Source organism: Microbacterium arabinogalactanolyticum, from assembly GCF_030268005.1.
Taxonomy (GTDB): Bacteria; Actinomycetota; Actinomycetes; order Actinomycetales; family Microbacteriaceae; genus Microbacterium; species Microbacterium arabinogalactanolyticum.
On the sequence record NZ_BRZC01000004.1, the window covers coordinates 919,898 to 934,544 of the forward strand.

Below are 14,647 nucleotides of genomic sequence, written 5' to 3' on the forward strand. Positions count from 1 at the left end.
TCGATGGTTGTCCTATCCCCGCAGCGCGAGGGTGAACGGGAGCACCGCGGTCGCGCCTGCCTGGCGCAGTGTCCGGGCCGCGACGGTGACGGTCCAGCGACTGTCGGCGATGTCGTCGACCAGCAGCACGGGGCCCTCCGGGACCTGCAGGCCCTCAGCGGTGAAGCGATCCCAGACCCCGGCCAGGCGGAAGGCGCTGTTGCCGCCGGGGCCTCCGGTCGGCCCTCCGCCGGCGAAGCCGAGCTCGCCCAGGTACGGCAGCCGCCCGATCTCCGCGAAGCCGCGCGCCAGCGTGCCGGTCAGCTGCGGACGTGAACGCGACGGCATCCCGACCACTGCCACCGGGCGCTCGTCCCAGTCCCAGCCGGCGAGCACGCGCACGCAGGCGGCCAGCACCTGCGGTGGCACCGGGGCATCCGACGCTCCTGCGGCGAACAGTTCGCGCAGCGTGCCGCCCCAGCCCAGGTCGGTGAGCCGGGCCAGCGCCCGGCCTTCTGCGGCCTGCTCATCCGCGCCGATGCGCCCCTTCACGGGGACGCCGAGCCGATCGGCGCCCGTGGGCCACTGACGACGCGGCTCGATGGGCACGCCGACGCGATCCAGGGCACCGGAGGCGGCTGCTCCGGCATCCGCGCCGATCTCGGTCGGGAACCAGGCGCCGGCGCAGTTGTCGCAGCGGCCGCAGGGCGCAGCGGTGGCATCGTCCAGGGAGCGCTGCAGGAACTCCATCCGGCAGCCACCGGTCCGCTGGTAGTCGATCATGTGCTGCTGCTCGGCCCGTCGCTCGCCGGCGATGCGCTCGTAGCGCTCCGCGTCGTAGGTCCAGCCGGCCCCGGTGGACACCCAGCCTCCCTGCACGCGCCGGACCGCGCCGTCGACGTCGAGCACCTTCAGCAGCAGCTCCAGCGGGGTGCGGCGGATGTCGACCATCGCCTCGAGGGCCGGCGTCGATACCGGGGCATCGCCGAGCGCGGCGATCACCCGCTCGGCACGCTCCCGGTCGGGCATGGACGCCGTGGCGAAGTAGTGCCAGATGTCCTTGTCCTCCACGCCGGGCAGCAGCAGCACGTCGGCGCTCTCGCTGGCGCGTCCCGCACGCCCGACCTGCTGGTAGTACGCCACTGGCGACGACGGGGCGCCGAGGTGGATCACGAACCCGAGATCCGGCTTGTCGAAGCCCATCCCCAGCGCGCTGGTGGCGATCAGCGCCTTCACCTCATTGCGCTTGAGCATCCCCTCGGACTCCTCGCGCTCCTCGGCGTCCGTCTGCCCGGTGTACGCGCGCACGTCGTGACCGTGCTCGCGCAGCAGCCGCGCGGTGTCGACGGCCGCCGCGACCGTGAGCGTGTAGATGATGCCGGAGCCGGGCAGATCATCGAGGTGGCTCAGCAGCCAGGCCAGCCGGCTCGCGGCGTTCGGCAGCTGCAGCACGCCGAGTCGCAGGGATGCCCGCGCGAGTGGTCCGCGAATCGTGAGGACGTCCTCGCCACCCAGCTGCTCGGCGACGTCGGCGACCACACGGCTGTTCGCCGTCGCCGTGGTGGCGAGCACGGGCACCCCGGCCGGCATCTGCGCGATCAGGTCGCGCAGCCGCCGGTAGTCGGGCCGGAAGTCGTGGCCCCAGTCGCTGATGCAGTGCGCCTCGTCGACCACCAGCATCCCGATGCGCTGCACCAGCGTCGGCAGCTGCTGCTCCCGGAACGCGGGATTGTTCAGCCGCTCGGGCGAGACCAGCAGCACGTCGACCTCGTCGCGATCGAGCCGCGCCACCACGTCGTCCCACTCGTGTGCGTTGGTGGAGTTGATCGCGACCGCCCGCACCCCGGCGCGCTCGGCCGCGGCGATCTGGTCGCGCATCAGCGCGAGCAGCGGAGAGACCAGCACGGTGGGCCCTGCCCCCTGCCTGCGCAGCAGCAGGGTCGCGACGAAGTACACCGCGGACTTGCCCCAGCCGGTGCGCTGCACTACCAGCGCCCGGCGGCGCTCGGCGACCAGCGCCTCGATCGCCTCGTACTGCCCGTCGTGGAAGCCGGCATCCGGGCGCCCGACGAGGTCCCGCAGGGCGGCTAGGGCGGCATCGCGGGTGGTGGAGGTCATGCCTTCCACTCTGCCCCACGCGACCGACACGGACGACCGGACTAACGTGGGCACATGATCAGTCGCGAGCTCGCCGTCGCCCTGCGGGAGGCCGGGCTCGTCTGGCATCCGGCATCCGGTGATCGCTTCCAGCTCGACCTGCCCGACGACGTCGAGCCGGAGGTCGAGGCCGAGACCTTCACGGTCAGCGAGATGACGATCGAGGCGCGGCGCACGCCCCGCGGCACGGACCTCGCGTTCAACGGCACGACCGAATGGGCTCTGGACGCCGTCGAGCTCGACGATGCCGTGTGGCTCCCCCGCGAGGACCAGCTGCGCGACCTGCTGCGCGGCACGTTCCGCCGTCTCGTCCGCCTGCCCGATGCGTTCCTCGTGGAGGTGGAGATCGCCGGCGAGACGCTGCAGTACGAGCATCCGGATCCCTCCGAGGCGTACGGGCGAGCGCTCCTGGAACTCATCGAGCGCTCCCGCTGAGCAGTTGCGCTTGTGCCGCCCGGCATCCGTGTGCGAGAATTACCAAACGATCGGTCAGTAAAAGATCACACGCCGAGGAGTCGAAGATGACCGCACCCGCAGACCTGTCCGTGGTGGACGACGCCGACGCGCTCGCGCGCTTCGACGAACTCGTCGCCAACGAGCAGCGCATCGAGCCCCGCGACTGGATGCCGGAGGCGTACCGCAAGACGCTGATCCGCCAGATCTCCCAGCACGCGCACTCCGAGATCATCGGCATGCAGCCCGAGGGCAACTGGATCACGCGCGCGCCCAGCCTGAAGCGCAAGGCGATCCTGATGGCCAAGGTGCAGGACGAGGCGGGCCACGGCCTGTACCTCTACTCCGCCGCGCAGACCCTGGGCATCACGCGCGACACGATGATGCAGCAGCTCATCGACGGCAAGGCCAAGTACTCGTCGATCTTCAACTACCCCACCCCCACCTGGGCCGACATGGGGGCGATCGGCTGGCTGGTCGACGGCGCCGCCATCGTGAACCAGGTGCCGCTCTGCCGCTGCTCGTACGGGCCCTACGGCCGCGCGATGGTGCGCGTGTGCAAGGAGGAGTCCTTCCACCAGCGACAGGGCTTCGAGATCCTGCTGACGCTCATGCAGGGCACCGAGGAGCAGCGCGAGATGGCGCAAGACGCAGTCAACCGCTGGTACTGGCCGAGCCTGGCCATGTTCGGCCCGCCCGACGACCAGTCCCCCAACTCCGCGCAGTCGATGACCTGGAAGATCAAGCGCTTCTCGAACGATGACCTGCGCCAGCGCTTCGTCGGAATGCTCGTGCCGCAGGCCGAGATCCTCGGGATCACGCTGCCCGACCCCGACCTGCGCTGGAACGACGAGACGCAGAGCTACGACATGGGCGAGATCGACTGGGACGAGTTCTTCGAGGTGCTCAAGGGCAACGGCCCCTGCAACGCCGAGCGGATCGAGCGTCGCCGCACCGCCCACGAGGAGGGCGCCTGGGTGCGCGAGGCAGCCGCCGAGTACGCCCGCAAGCAGGCCCTCCGTGCGGAAGGACAGGTGGCGTGATGGCGACCCCCGGTGGCTCCCCCGAGGAGACCTGGCCTCTGTGGGAGGTCTTCGTCCGCGCGAACCGCGGCCTGAGCCACGTGCACGTCGGCTCGCTGCACGCGCCCGATGCCAGCATGGCGGTCCGCAACGCCCGAGACCTGTACACCCGTCGCAACGAGGGAGTGTCGATCTGGGTCGTGCCGGCGGATGCCATCACCACCAGCGACCCCGACGACAAGGGCGCGTTCTTCGAGAGCCCGGCGGGGAAGAACTACCGGCACGCCGTGTACTACACGGCGTCCGAGGGGGTGCCGCACCTGTGAGCCACGACGACGTCCACGTCTCGGTCGACGAGCTGGAACTCGCGTCCGAGCTGTCCGGAGGGGAGGCGACCGCCGCCTCCGCCAACATCGCCGAGTACGCGCTGTGGCTCGCCGACGACGCCCTGATCCTGTCGCAGCAGCTGGGTGCGTGGATCTCCCGCGCACCGGAACTGGAGGAGGACGTCGCCCTCGGCAACATCGCCCTGGACCTGCTCGGTCACGCCCGCTCGCTGCTGCGGTACGCCGGTTCCTGGGACGGGCGCAGCGAGGATGACCTGGCGTACTTCCGCGACGAGGCCGAGTTCCGCAGCGCCTGGCTCATGGAGCAGCCCAACGGCGACTTCGCGCAGACCATCGCGCGTCAGCTGCTGGCATCCGCCTACATGTTCGAGCTGTACTCGGCGCTGCGCCGCTCAACCGATGAGACCCTCGCCGCGATCGCAGAGAAGTCCCTCAAGGAGGTGGACTATCACCGCGACCACGCCGTGCAGTGGGTGCTGCGGCTGGCCGGCGGCACCGAGCTCTCCCGCGAGAGGATGATCCGCGCGCTGAACGATGTGTGGCCGTACGTCGACGAGCTGTTCCGCGACGACCCGCTGATCGATCGCCTCGGCGATGCGGCGGCGCGTCCGTCCGCGCTCCGCGCCGGTTTCGACGCCGTGATCGCGACCGTGCTCACCGAGGCCGAGCTCGAGACACCGACGATCGGCCAGTCCCGGGCCGGCGGCCGGCACGGCGCTCATTCGACCCCGATGGGCCACCTGCTCGCCGAGATGCAGGTGCTCGCCCGACGGCATCCGGGAGCGAGCTGGTGACCACCATGACCGTCTCCGATGTCACCACCGCACGTGCGCGGGAGATCGCCGCACGCGTGACCGACCCCGAGATCCCCGTCCTGACCATCGAGGACCTCGGCGTGCTGCGCGATGTCAGGACGGATGCCGCGGGGCGCGTCACCGTCGACATCACGCCGACGTACAGCGGATGCCCGGCGATGGACGCCATCCGCGACGACGTCATCCTCGCGCTCACCGCCGAGGGATTCGAGGACGTCGAGGTGCGGCTGGCGCTCTCCCCCGCCTGGACCACCGACTGGATGAGCGCCGAGGGCAAGCGCAAGCTCACCGAGTTCGGCATCGCCCCGCCCTCCGGCCGGGCCGCCCTCGGGCAGGGGCCGATCCGCCTCTCGCTGAGTGTCAAGTGCCCGCGGTGCGGTTCGCTGAACACCCGCGAGGTGTCCCGCTTCGGCTCCACCTCGTGCAAGGCGCTCTACGAGTGCCGCGCGTGCCTGGAGCCCTTCGACCATTTCAAGGTGATCTGATGTCGCTGTTCCGGATGCCCGATTCCCGCCCGCATGAGAGCGCCGCCGCGCGCCCGAGCGGAGACCGGCACCGCGCACGGTTCCACACGCTGACCGTGTCGGACGTGCGCCACCTCACCGACGACGCCATCGAGGTGGGCTTCACGGTTCCCGCCGAGCTCGCCGACGACTACGCCTACCTGCCCGGTCAGTACGTGGCGCTGCGGGTGCACCTCGACGGGGCGGAGGTGCGCCGCTCGTACTCGCTGTGCCGCCCGCCGGTGCCCGTGCTCGACGGCGCGACCAGCCTGGCGGTCGCCGTCAAGCGCGACGAGGGCGGCCTGTTCTCCACGTGGGCGCAGACCGAACTGCATCCGGGCTTCGAGATCGACGTGATGAGCCCGCAGGGCACGTTCACCTCGGGGCTCGAGGAGCTCGAGGGCACGCACGTCGTCGGCATCGCCGCCGGCTCCGGCATCACGCCGATGATGGCGCTCGCGCGCAATCTGCTCACGGCGTCCGAGACCACGCGCTTCACGCTGCTGTACACGAACAAGTCCACCAGCGACGTGATGTTCCTCGAAGACCTCGCGGACCTCAAGGACCGCTACCCGACCCGGCTGGTGCTGCACCACGTGCTCTCGCGAGAGCAGCGCACCGCGCCGGTGCTCTCCGGACGCATCGACGAGGAGAAGCTGCGCACGATCCTGGACTCGCTCATCCTGCCCTCCACGGTCGACGAGTGGTTCCTGTGCGGGCCGTTCGCCCTGGTGGACCTGTGCCGCGAGGTGCTGGCCGACATCGGCGTGCCCCGCGAGCACGTGCGCTTCGAGCTGTTCACCACCGGCGACGCGCCCTCCGAGCGAGGCCCCCGCCAGGTGGAGGTGCGCGCCGGCGAGAAGGCGTACCGCATCGAGATCAACCTCGACGGGGTCTCCTCGACGGTGGAGAGCCCGGTCGACGCCCACGAGTCCGTGCTGAACGCCGCGCTGCGCGTGCGCCCGGACGCCCCCTTCGCGTGCTCGGGCGGCGTGTGCGGCACCTGCCGTGCACGGGTGCTGGAGGGCAGCGTGACCATGACCGAGAACTACGCGCTGGAGCCCGATGAGCTCGAGCGCGGCTACGTGCTCACCTGCCAGTCCCACCCCACCAGCGACCGCATCGTCGTCGACTACGACGTCTGACCGGACCGCGCAGGCCCGCCCACGACCGAAGGAGCATCATGATCGACCTCGCCATCGCCGACGGCGTCGCGCACGTCACCCTCAACGCCCCCTCGAAGCTCAACTCGCTCGACGAGCAGGCGCTGCACGACCTGGGCCGCGCCTACGACGAGGCCGAGCAGGCCGGCGTCCGCGCGCTGGTGCTGCGCGGCGAGGGCCGGGCGTTCTGCGCGGGGCGTGACATCTCCGGCGTCGACCCCCGGGATGACGACGTGATCGGCTACCTCGGAGGCCTGGTCACGCCGCTGCTCAAGCGGATGGCGGCCTTCCCCGCCCCGACGTTCGCCGTCGCGCACGGCGCATGCCTGGGCGTCGGCCTGGGGCTGCTGATCGCCACGGATGTCGTGTACGTCGCCGAGTCCGCGAAGATCGGCTCCCCGTTCGCCGCGCTCGGGGCGACACTCGACTCCGGCGGGCACGCCCTGTTCCTCGACCGGCTCGGCGCGCACAAGACGCTGGACCTCATCTACACGGGCCGGCTCATGACGGGCGCCGAGGCCGTGGCATCCGGCCTGTTCTCCCGCGTGCTCCCCGATGACGAGGTCGTGCAGGCCACCGAGGCCGCGGCGGTTGCGGCCTCCCGCGGAGCGACGGCGGCGTTCCTCGCGAGCAAGCAGCTGGTCGCCCGAATCCGGGACGGGCGGCTCGCGCTGTGGGAGTCGGTCGAGATCGAGAATGCCGCTCAGGCCGCCCTCTGCGACACGGACGACTACCGCGAGGGCTTCGCCGCCTTCCAGCAGAAGCGCAAGCCGGAGTTCCACGGGCGCTGACAACGTCGGTGGCCGGTGCGACAATTCCGGGATGATGCTCTCGGAGCTGGTCGCCACCACCGACGAGGTCGCGGCGACGTCGTCGCGGCTGGCCAAGATCGACGCGCTCGCACGGCTGCTGGAGCGCGCCGACCCGGACGAGGTCGTGCCACTGGTCGGACTGCTGCTCGCCTCACCGCGGCAGGGCCGGCTCGGAGTGGGCTGGCGCACGCTGACCTCGCTCGACGTCACTCACGCCACCGCAGCGACCCTCACCATCACCGACGTCGACCGGATGCTGGATGCCCTGGCCGCCGCGTCCGGTTCCGGATCCGCCGCCGCGCGGCATGACCTTCTCGCCGACCTCGCCGCGCGCGCCACCGGGGCCGAGTGGGACCTGCTCGCCCGCGCGATGCTGGGCGAGCTGCGCACGGGCGCCCTGTCCGGCGTGCTGCTCGACGCGATCGCCAGGGCATCCGGGCGACCGGTGGCCGCCGTCCGTCGCGCGGCCATGCTCGCCGGCGATCTCGGCGAGACCGCGCGGCTGGCGCTGACCGGCACGGAGGACGAACTGGACGCCGTCGGCCTGCAGGTGGGCCGCGCTGTGCTGCCGATGCTCGCGGCGAGCGCCGCGACCCCGACGGCGGCGCTCGAGATCACGGGCCGAGCCTCGGTGGAGTACAAGCTCGACGGAGCCCGGATCCAGGTGCACCGGCACGGCGATGAGGTGAGCGTGTTCACCCGCAGCCTCGCCGACATCACGCACCGGGTGCCCGAGCTCGTCGAGATCGTGCGTGCGCTTCCCGTGCGCGATGCGATCCTCGACGGCGAGACGCTGTCGCTCGACGAGGACGGCGGACCGCGCCCGTTCCAGGAGACGATGTCGCGCTTCGGTGCGGACGCGTCCCGCGAGCTCGCGCTGCGCCCCTGGTTCTTCGACGTGCTGCACCTGGACGGCCGCGACCTGATCGATGAGCCGCTCTCCACCCGTCTCGCCGAGCTCGAGCGCGTCGCGGGCGAGTGGCGGATGCCGGGGATCATCACCGACGACGCCGAGGCCGCCGAGCAGCTGTCCCGCGAGGCACTGGCCGCCGGTCACGAGGGCGTCGTCGTGAAGGCCGTCGATTCGCCGTACAGTGCCGGCCGCCGCGGAAAGTCCTGGGTGAAGGTCAAGCCCGTGCTCACGTTCGACCTGGTCGTACTGGCCGCCGAGTGGGGATCGGGCCGCCGCCGCGGGATGCTGTCCAACCTGCACCTGGGGGCGCTCGACCCCGTGGGCGAGTTCGTCGAGCCTGGCGGGCTCGTGATGGTCGGGAAGACGTTCAAGGGTCTCACCGACGAGTTGCTGCGCTGGCAGACCGAGACGTTTCCCGGTGTCGAGAGCCATCGCACGCCGCACGCGGTCTTCCTGCGCCCCGAGATCGTCGTCGAGATCGCCATCGACGGCGTGCAGCGCTCCCCGCGCTACCCCGGCGGCATCGCGCTGCGCTTCGCCCGCGTCAAGGGCTACCGCCCCGACAAGAACCCCGCCGAGGCGGACACCATCCAGGCGCTGCGCGCTCTGCTGCGCGGCTGACAGCCGCGCACACGGGGCTCAGGCGCTGGGCGGCAGGCCCTGGTCCTCCTCGACGACCGTGCCCTTGAAGGACCAGGGGAAGTTGATCCACAGGTCGGTGTCCTTGAAGGAGTAGTCGGGCTGGATGATCGTGGTCGGCTTCGTGTAGATGGTGACCGAGCGGACGTCAGCGCCCTTCTCCTGCAGCAGCTTCACGGCCAGCGCGAGGGTGCGGCCCGAGTCGGCGACGTCGTCGACCAGCAGCACGCGACGCCCGTTCAGGTAGTCCATGTCGAGCTCGGGCGGCAGCACCTCGGGGGCGTCCAGCACGGTGCCGATGCCGGTGTAGAACTCCATGTTGATCGCACCGCAGTTCTTGGCACCCAGGCCGTACGCGATGGCGCCCGCGGGCAGCAGTCCGCCGCGAGCGATCGCCACGACGACCTCGGGCACGAAGCCGCTGTCGAGGATGTTCCGGGCGAGCTCGCGCGTCGCGTCTCCGAAGCCGTCCCAGGTGAGCGTCTCGCGCTCGATCGCTGTATCCGTCATTGCTCTATTCTCGTGCATCCGGTGCCCGCGAGATCACCGGATCGAGCGGCACACGCGCACGCCAGGGCGAGATCGATTCGAGGCGGCGGGCGACGGCGATCAGTTCGGCGTCGCCGAACATCCGCCCGAGCAGGTGCATGCCGGCCGGGCGGCCGTCGGGTTCACCGCTCGGGATGCCGAGGCCCGGCAGTCCCGTGAGGTTGGCGGCGCTCAGCATCCGCAGGGCGCTGCCCAGCGACTCGTCGTCGCCGGCATCCGTCAGCTCGCTGGCCATCGTCGCCAGCAGCGGGGCGCCGGCGGGGAGGGTCGGCGCGGCGATCGCGGTGAGGTCCGCGTCGCTGAGCGCGCGCTCGATGCGCCTGCGCAGAGCGTGCCGCACGCGCAGCGCCAACCGGACGTCAGCCGGGTCGATGAGAGCGCCCGTCGCGATCATGACCCGCGTGCCCGGCAGGTACTCGACCGCCGCCGCGCGGAGACGCGACCGGTGCTCCGGCACGGACTCGGAGAGCGAGACGACGAGGCCTGCGGTGAGCGCGGCGTCCAGGAACGACAGGTCGAGCTCGACGATCTCCGCGCCCGTGTCGGCCAGTCGCGCGAGGGACTCGTCGATCGCCGTGCGCACCGGCTCGCCCACTCCCCAGAGCGACCACAGAGCGCGGTCGACGCCGATGCGGAGCGGACCGACCGGAGGCCTGAGGGCGCTGTCGGCGACGGAGCCGCCGAACGCGCGGTCGCGTGCGGCCGGATCGGCGATGGCATCCAGCACCAGCGCACAGCCGAGAGCGGATGCCGTGAGCGGACCGATCGCGTCCATGGTGCGGCTGATCGTGATCGCGCCCTCTGTCGAGACGAGGCCCGCGCTGGACTTGAGACCGACGATGCCGTTGACCGATGCGGGGTTCCGGATCGATCCGCCGGTGTCCGTCCCGAGCATCGCGGGCGCATCGCCCACCGCGACCGCCACGCCGGAGCCGATGCTCGATCCACCGGCGTAGCGCGCAGGGTCACGGGGGTTGAGGGTGGGCGGCTGCCCCTGTCCGAAGGCGAACTCGTAGGTGTGGGCCTTGCCGAGCAGCACGCCGCCGGCGTCGCGCAGCCGCGCCACGGCGACCGCATCCCGCTCCGCGGGGCCCGCGTCCGCGAGGGACTCGGATCCTCCGCGCGTGGGCATCCCCGCCACGTCGATGACGTCCTTCACGCCGACGGGGATGCCGTCCATCGGCCCGCGGGAGTTCCCCGCACGTCGGCGCGCGTCGCTCCGCCGCGCCTGAGCGAGAGCTGCATCCGCATCGACGAAGGCCCAGGCGTGCACGTGCGGATCCGTCGCGGCGATGCGCTCGATGCTCGACTGCACCAGCTCGACGCTGCTCAGGCTGCCGTCCGCGAGCGCCTGGGAGGCGTCGTCCACGCCGAGCCGCCAGAGCTCAGTCATCCGTGGTCTCCCCCGCTCGGACCAGTTCCGCGGCGATCGCGCGGAACACCGGCAGGCCGGCACGCAGATCCGTGATCGCCGCGGCGATGGCCGGCGCGTCCTCGCGGGCGATCTCGGCGCCGAGCAGTTCAACGACGACCGCGAGCTCGCCGGATGACAGCGCGCTCATGCGCGCGCCGCCGACAGCATCCGGCCGCGCTCCGCGACCGGCACCCCGCCGATGTACACGCGCCGCACGACGCGGAGGTCGTCGCGGTCGGCGATCACGAGGTCGGCGGGTGCTCCGCGTCGCAGCATCGCGCCGCCCTCGACCAGGCCGGGGACGAGCGCGGCGGGAACGGAGGTCACCATCTCCACGGCCTCCGCGAGGCCGCGATGCCCCCGCGCGATGACGTCCTGCACGGCCGAGATCAGAGGATCGTGGCGGCCGTCGTGCCCGTAGTCCGTGGCGAGGACGTCGACGAGGTCGATGCCCTCGAGCAGGGCGTCCCAGTGCTCCCGGGTCTGCACGGTCTCGCGGCCCTCGAGCAGGTCGAACACGCTCGCCTCTCCGTACCATCCGGCGTCGCGTCCGGACTCCGCCAGCCGCACCGCCTCCGAGGGCGTGTGCGAGGTGTGGTTCACGTGCCCGGCGATGATCGTCGCGGGCCGGCGGTCGTCCGATCGCTGAAGCTCGCGGATCAGGTCGGCGGATGCCGATGCGCTGTGCACCAGGGCGGGCACACCGAACCTCCTGGCAGCCTCCACGCCTTCCCGGATGCCGTCCCGCGCGCTGCCGACCGAGGGCATCACGGTGTCCACCACGAGCCGTCGCAGCGCCTCCGGGTCGACGCCGCCGAGCCCGGCCTGCGCGGCCCGCTCCGTGAACAGCTCGGAGCTGTAGGCGCCCTCGTCCATGAACCGCCCGAGCACCGACTCCTTCAGTCCGCGCGCCTGCGCCTGCGTGACGACGACGCCCGTGCGCCGGAGGATCGCCGCAGGGAGGAAGACCAGGTCCTGACCGCCGCCACCGAGGGTCTGCCCGCCGGCGAGCTCGCCGATCGCGACCGCGCCGTCCGCCAGCATCCGCTCGATCGTCTGCTGCGTGTGCTGCCCGGTCAGGCCCGCGCCGTCTGCGGCGAGCGCCGCCGCGATCGAACCGGGGATGTGCGCCGTGGCGCCGCGCACGTGCACGGCATGACGACGATCCGCCTCGCGGATCTCGTCCATGGTTCCGAGCCCGCAGGTGCTGAGCACGGTCGTCGTCCCGGCGATCGCATGACCGTCGAGGTGGCCGAGCCAGCGCTCGTCCGGCAGCGGTGCCGAGCCGCTGGGGAACAGCGGCGACGGGCTGACTCCGTGCGTGTGGATGTTGACCAGTCCCGGCATGAGGATGCTGTCGGGCTCGTCGACGACCTCACCGGCGAACGCCTCCGCGGCGCGGCGCGCGCCCAGCGCATCCAGCACCTCCACGATCCGGCCGTCGTCGACGACCACGGCGCCGCCCTCGAGGATCGTCCCGCCGGTGGCGGGCACCACCACGCCGGCACGGATAAGAGTCGGCATGGACTCCCCCTCTCGACGGCCGGCCTCGTCACCGGTAGATTCATCATATCGAAGCCGCTTCACTATAGCCAGGAGGACCGATGACCGCGCACCCCCTTCCCCGAGACCTGCGCGGCTACGGCGAGCACCCGCCCGAGGTGCTCTGGCCGGGCGGCTCCCGTGTCGCGGTCTCCCTGGTCATCAACGTCGAGGACGGCTCCGAGCGCAGTCGCGCCCGAGGCGATGACGCCGACGACCTCGGAGCACACTGGACGGCCCATCCGGCGCATCCGCATCAGCGCAATCTCGACCTCGAGTCCGCCTTCGAGTACGGCGCCCGCGCCGGGATCTGGCGGCTGCTTCGCACCCTGCGTCGTCACGACGCCCCTGCCACGGCCTTCTGCTGCGCCGCCGCGCTGGAGGCCAATCCCCGCATCGCCGAGGCCCTCGTCAGGGACGGGCACGAGATCGCCGACCACGGCCTGCTCTGGGAGCCGCACACCCTGCTCACCCCCGAGGACGAGCACGCGCGCATGGTGCGCTCCCGCGAGATCATCGAGGAGCTCACCGGCCGGCGGCCGACGACCTGGTACTCCCGTGACGGCCTCACCGAGCACTCCCGCTCGTCGATGATCGCCGAGGGGTTCCGCTATGACGCGAACAGCTTCAACGACGACGTCCCGCACGCGGGGCCGGACGGACTGGCCCTGCCGGTCATCCCGTACGCGGGCGACACCAACGACTCCGCACTGCTGCGGCAATACCCGACGGCGGCTTCCTTCGCGGGACATCTGTGCGATGCGCTGGATATGCTGCTCGACGACCCACGGGAGGGCGCAGGCGTGCTCAGCGTGGGGCTGCATCCCCGTCTGATCGGGCGCCCGGCGTACATCGGCGCCCTTGACGCACTGCTCCGCCGCGCCAGGGAGAAGGGTGCCTGGATCGCCACCCGCGAGCAGATCGCCGAGCACTGGAGCACGGCCATCGCTGCCTGAGGCGAGACGGGCCGTGCTCAGCCGTGTGCGAGCAGGCTCCCCCAGCCCGGGATGGGTCGGGCCGCACCGGCGAGCCGCAGCAGATGCCAGAGCGTCGCCGTCGCGCTGTCGATGACCGGGATCCCGAACTCCGCTTCGAAATCCGCCACACGGTAGGCGCTGCGCAGGTTCGTGCCGATGCACAGCACGCCGTCGACCTCGCCGGAGAAGGCCGGTCGCATCAGGGCGTCGATCCAGTCGTCGCCGACGCGGGCGATCTCGGCGTTGGCCAGTTCGACCTCGGGCGCAGACAGCACGGGCATCCGGATGCCGTCGGCCTCGTACTGCGCGACGATCTCCTCGGCGATGCCGCGCGGCCCCGGGAACACCAGACCGACCGAATTCAGCCCGAGTGCGTCCAGCGCGGCACGCGCGGCGAGCGTCGCGGTCGTGGCCGGCGCCCCGACCACCGCCGTCAGCTGCTCGCACAGGAGTCGGTCGCCGTCGAACCCCGTCCACGATCCCGACGTGCCGTGGAAGGCCACGGCATCCGGCTCGACGTCCGCGAGCAGCGCGGGCGCCTCGCCCAGCACCTCGGCGTCGATCCGGTCGCCCAGCGAGGCGGGGAGCCGGAACCGGCTGACGTGCGCGGCGACGTCGTCCTGCCCCGCCAGCATCCGCTGGATCGAGGACTCGGCGTTCGAGTTCGACGACGGCGCGAGCACGCCGAGGCGCACCGAGGGCCCGGGGGCTCGGGATGTCATGGTTCCTCCGAGAGTCGCGCTCAGTGCGCGCGGCCGAGCGACGGCGGCGTCGAGATCGCGAGCATCACGGCTGCCGAGTCGGTCCTGTTGCTCCACCAGTGCGGCAGGGAGGCGTCGTAACTGAGGCTGTCGCCCGCCTCGAGCTCGAAGTCCCGTCCCGCGACCGTGGCGACGAGCCGGCCGGCGTTGATGAGCACGACCTCCTCGCCCTCGTGGGAGTGCGGAACCGACGAGCCGTCGAAGCGCGCGGGGATGGTCATGTTCACGACGCCGAGCTTGCGCTCCGCATCCGGGACGATCAGCTCCATCATGATCCCCTGCGACGGGATCTCGATGCGACGACGGTCGGCACGGCGCACGAGCATCTGCTCGTTGCCGGGGTCAGGGTCTGCGAACATGCTGGCCAGCGGCAGGTCCAGCGAGTTGGCCAGGCGCAGCAGCGTCGCGAAGGACGGATTGCCGATGCCGCGCTCGATCTGACTGATCAGCCCGGCGCTGACTCCCGCCCGATCGGCGAGCTCCTCGACCGTGAAGCGGCCGGAGCGCTGCTCGCGCAGCTGAGCGCCGAGATGCGAGATCCAGAAGTCCCGATCGAGACCTTCCTCAGGGATCGACTTCGGCGTAGAGGTGGTACCCACGT

16 protein-coding genes are annotated in these 14,647 nt (G+C 71.6%); 9 read left to right on the plus strand and 7 right to left on the minus strand.

Translation table 11 applies throughout. From position 1 onward, the window contains the following. Positions 1–12 precede the first annotated feature (12 nt). Positions 13–2,097, minus strand: coding sequence for a RecQ family ATP-dependent DNA helicase (locus MIAR_RS08880; protein WP_285634363.1), 2,085 nt, complete (start codon positions 2,095–2,097; stop codon positions 13–15). 54 nt (positions 2,098–2,151) lie between these two features. On the opposite strand from MIAR_RS08880, the gene MIAR_RS08885 reads away from it, so the two are divergent. The 8 genes from MIAR_RS08885 to MIAR_RS08920 all read left to right on the plus strand — a co-directional run bounded on the left by MIAR_RS08885 (position 2,152) and on the right by MIAR_RS08920 (position 8,785). Beyond that, complete coding sequence (locus MIAR_RS08885; protein ID WP_285634366.1) at positions 2,152–2,571, plus strand: pilus assembly protein CpaE; 420 nt, start codon at positions 2,152–2,154, stop codon at positions 2,569–2,571. Positions 2,572–2,657: 86 nt separating this feature from the next. Further along, positions 2,658–3,632, plus strand: a complete 975-nt coding sequence (gene paaA / locus MIAR_RS08890; RefSeq protein WP_285634369.1) for a 1,2-phenylacetyl-CoA epoxidase subunit PaaA — start codon at positions 2,658–2,660, stop codon at positions 3,630–3,632. Further along, positions 3,632–3,937, plus strand: a complete 306-nt coding sequence (gene paaB / locus MIAR_RS08895; RefSeq protein ID WP_285635722.1) for a 1,2-phenylacetyl-CoA epoxidase subunit PaaB — start codon at positions 3,632–3,634, stop codon at positions 3,935–3,937. Before paaA ends, paaB begins: the two co-directional genes overlap by 1 nt. Beyond that, on the plus strand, positions 3,934–4,752 hold the full coding sequence (gene paaC, locus MIAR_RS08900; RefSeq protein ID WP_285634372.1) for a 1,2-phenylacetyl-CoA epoxidase subunit PaaC: 819 nt from the start codon (positions 3,934–3,936) through the stop codon (positions 4,750–4,752). The genes paaB and paaC overlap by 4 nt, the downstream gene beginning before the upstream one ends. Before the next feature lie 5 nt (positions 4,753–4,757). Further along, a complete protein-coding gene (paaD, locus tag MIAR_RS08905) occupies positions 4,758–5,258 on the plus strand; it encodes a 1,2-phenylacetyl-CoA epoxidase subunit PaaD (RefSeq protein WP_285635725.1) in 501 nt (166 codons plus the stop codon). 14 nt (positions 5,259–5,272) lie between these two features. After that, a complete protein-coding gene (gene paaE / locus MIAR_RS08910) occupies positions 5,273–6,421 on the plus strand; it encodes a 1,2-phenylacetyl-CoA epoxidase subunit PaaE (RefSeq protein WP_285635728.1) in 1,149 nt (382 codons plus the stop codon). Positions 6,422–6,459: 38 nt separating this feature from the next. Further along, complete coding sequence (locus tag MIAR_RS08915; protein WP_285634375.1) at positions 6,460–7,230, plus strand: enoyl-CoA hydratase/isomerase family protein; 771 nt, start codon at positions 6,460–6,462, stop codon at positions 7,228–7,230. A gap of 31 nt (positions 7,231–7,261) precedes the next feature. Then, complete coding sequence (locus MIAR_RS08920; protein WP_285634378.1) at positions 7,262–8,785, plus strand: ATP-dependent DNA ligase; 1,524 nt, start codon at positions 7,262–7,264, stop codon at positions 8,783–8,785. Positions 8,786–8,803: 18 nt separating this feature from the next. On the opposite strand, the gene MIAR_RS08925 is transcribed toward MIAR_RS08920, so the two are convergent. From MIAR_RS08925 to MIAR_RS08940, 4 genes are read right to left on the minus strand one after another with little or no spacing between them, the layout of a single operon-like run. Next, positions 8,804–9,313, minus strand: coding sequence for a phosphoribosyltransferase (locus MIAR_RS08925; protein ID WP_285634381.1), 510 nt, complete (start codon positions 9,311–9,313; stop codon positions 8,804–8,806). A gap of 4 nt (positions 9,314–9,317) precedes the next feature. Then, positions 9,318–10,745, minus strand: coding sequence for an amidase (locus MIAR_RS08930; RefSeq protein ID WP_285634384.1), 1,428 nt, complete (start codon positions 10,743–10,745; stop codon positions 9,318–9,320). Beyond that, a complete protein-coding gene (locus tag MIAR_RS08935; protein ID WP_285634386.1) occupies positions 10,738–10,914 on the minus strand; it encodes a hypothetical protein in 177 nt (58 codons plus the stop codon). Before MIAR_RS08935 ends, MIAR_RS08930 begins: the two co-directional genes overlap by 8 nt. Beyond that, positions 10,911–12,290: a hypothetical protein gene (locus MIAR_RS08940; RefSeq protein ID WP_285634388.1), complete on the minus strand. Its 1,380-nt coding sequence runs from the start codon at positions 12,288–12,290 to the stop codon at positions 10,911–10,913. The genes MIAR_RS08935 and MIAR_RS08940 overlap by 4 nt, the downstream gene beginning before the upstream one ends. Positions 12,291–12,370: 80 nt before the next feature. On the opposite strand from MIAR_RS08940, the gene MIAR_RS08945 reads away from it, so the two are divergent. Further along, positions 12,371–13,264: a polysaccharide deacetylase family protein gene (locus MIAR_RS08945; protein WP_285634390.1), complete on the plus strand. Its 894-nt coding sequence runs from the start codon at positions 12,371–12,373 to the stop codon at positions 13,262–13,264. A gap of 17 nt (positions 13,265–13,281) precedes the next feature. Here MIAR_RS08945 and MIAR_RS08950 read toward each other — a convergent pair whose 3' ends face one another. Both MIAR_RS08950 and MIAR_RS08955 read right to left on the minus strand, forming a co-directional pair. Next, positions 13,282–14,007 carry a maleate cis-trans isomerase family protein gene (locus MIAR_RS08950; protein ID WP_285634392.1) on the minus strand — a complete coding sequence of 242 codons (726 nt, stop codon included), beginning with the start codon at positions 14,005–14,007 and terminating at the stop codon, positions 13,282–13,284. Positions 14,008–14,027: 20 nt separating this feature from the next. After that, a complete protein-coding gene (locus MIAR_RS08955) occupies positions 14,028–14,645 on the minus strand; it encodes a cupin domain-containing protein (protein ID WP_285634393.1) in 618 nt (205 codons plus the stop codon). Between the last annotated feature and the right edge of the window lie 2 nt (positions 14,646–14,647).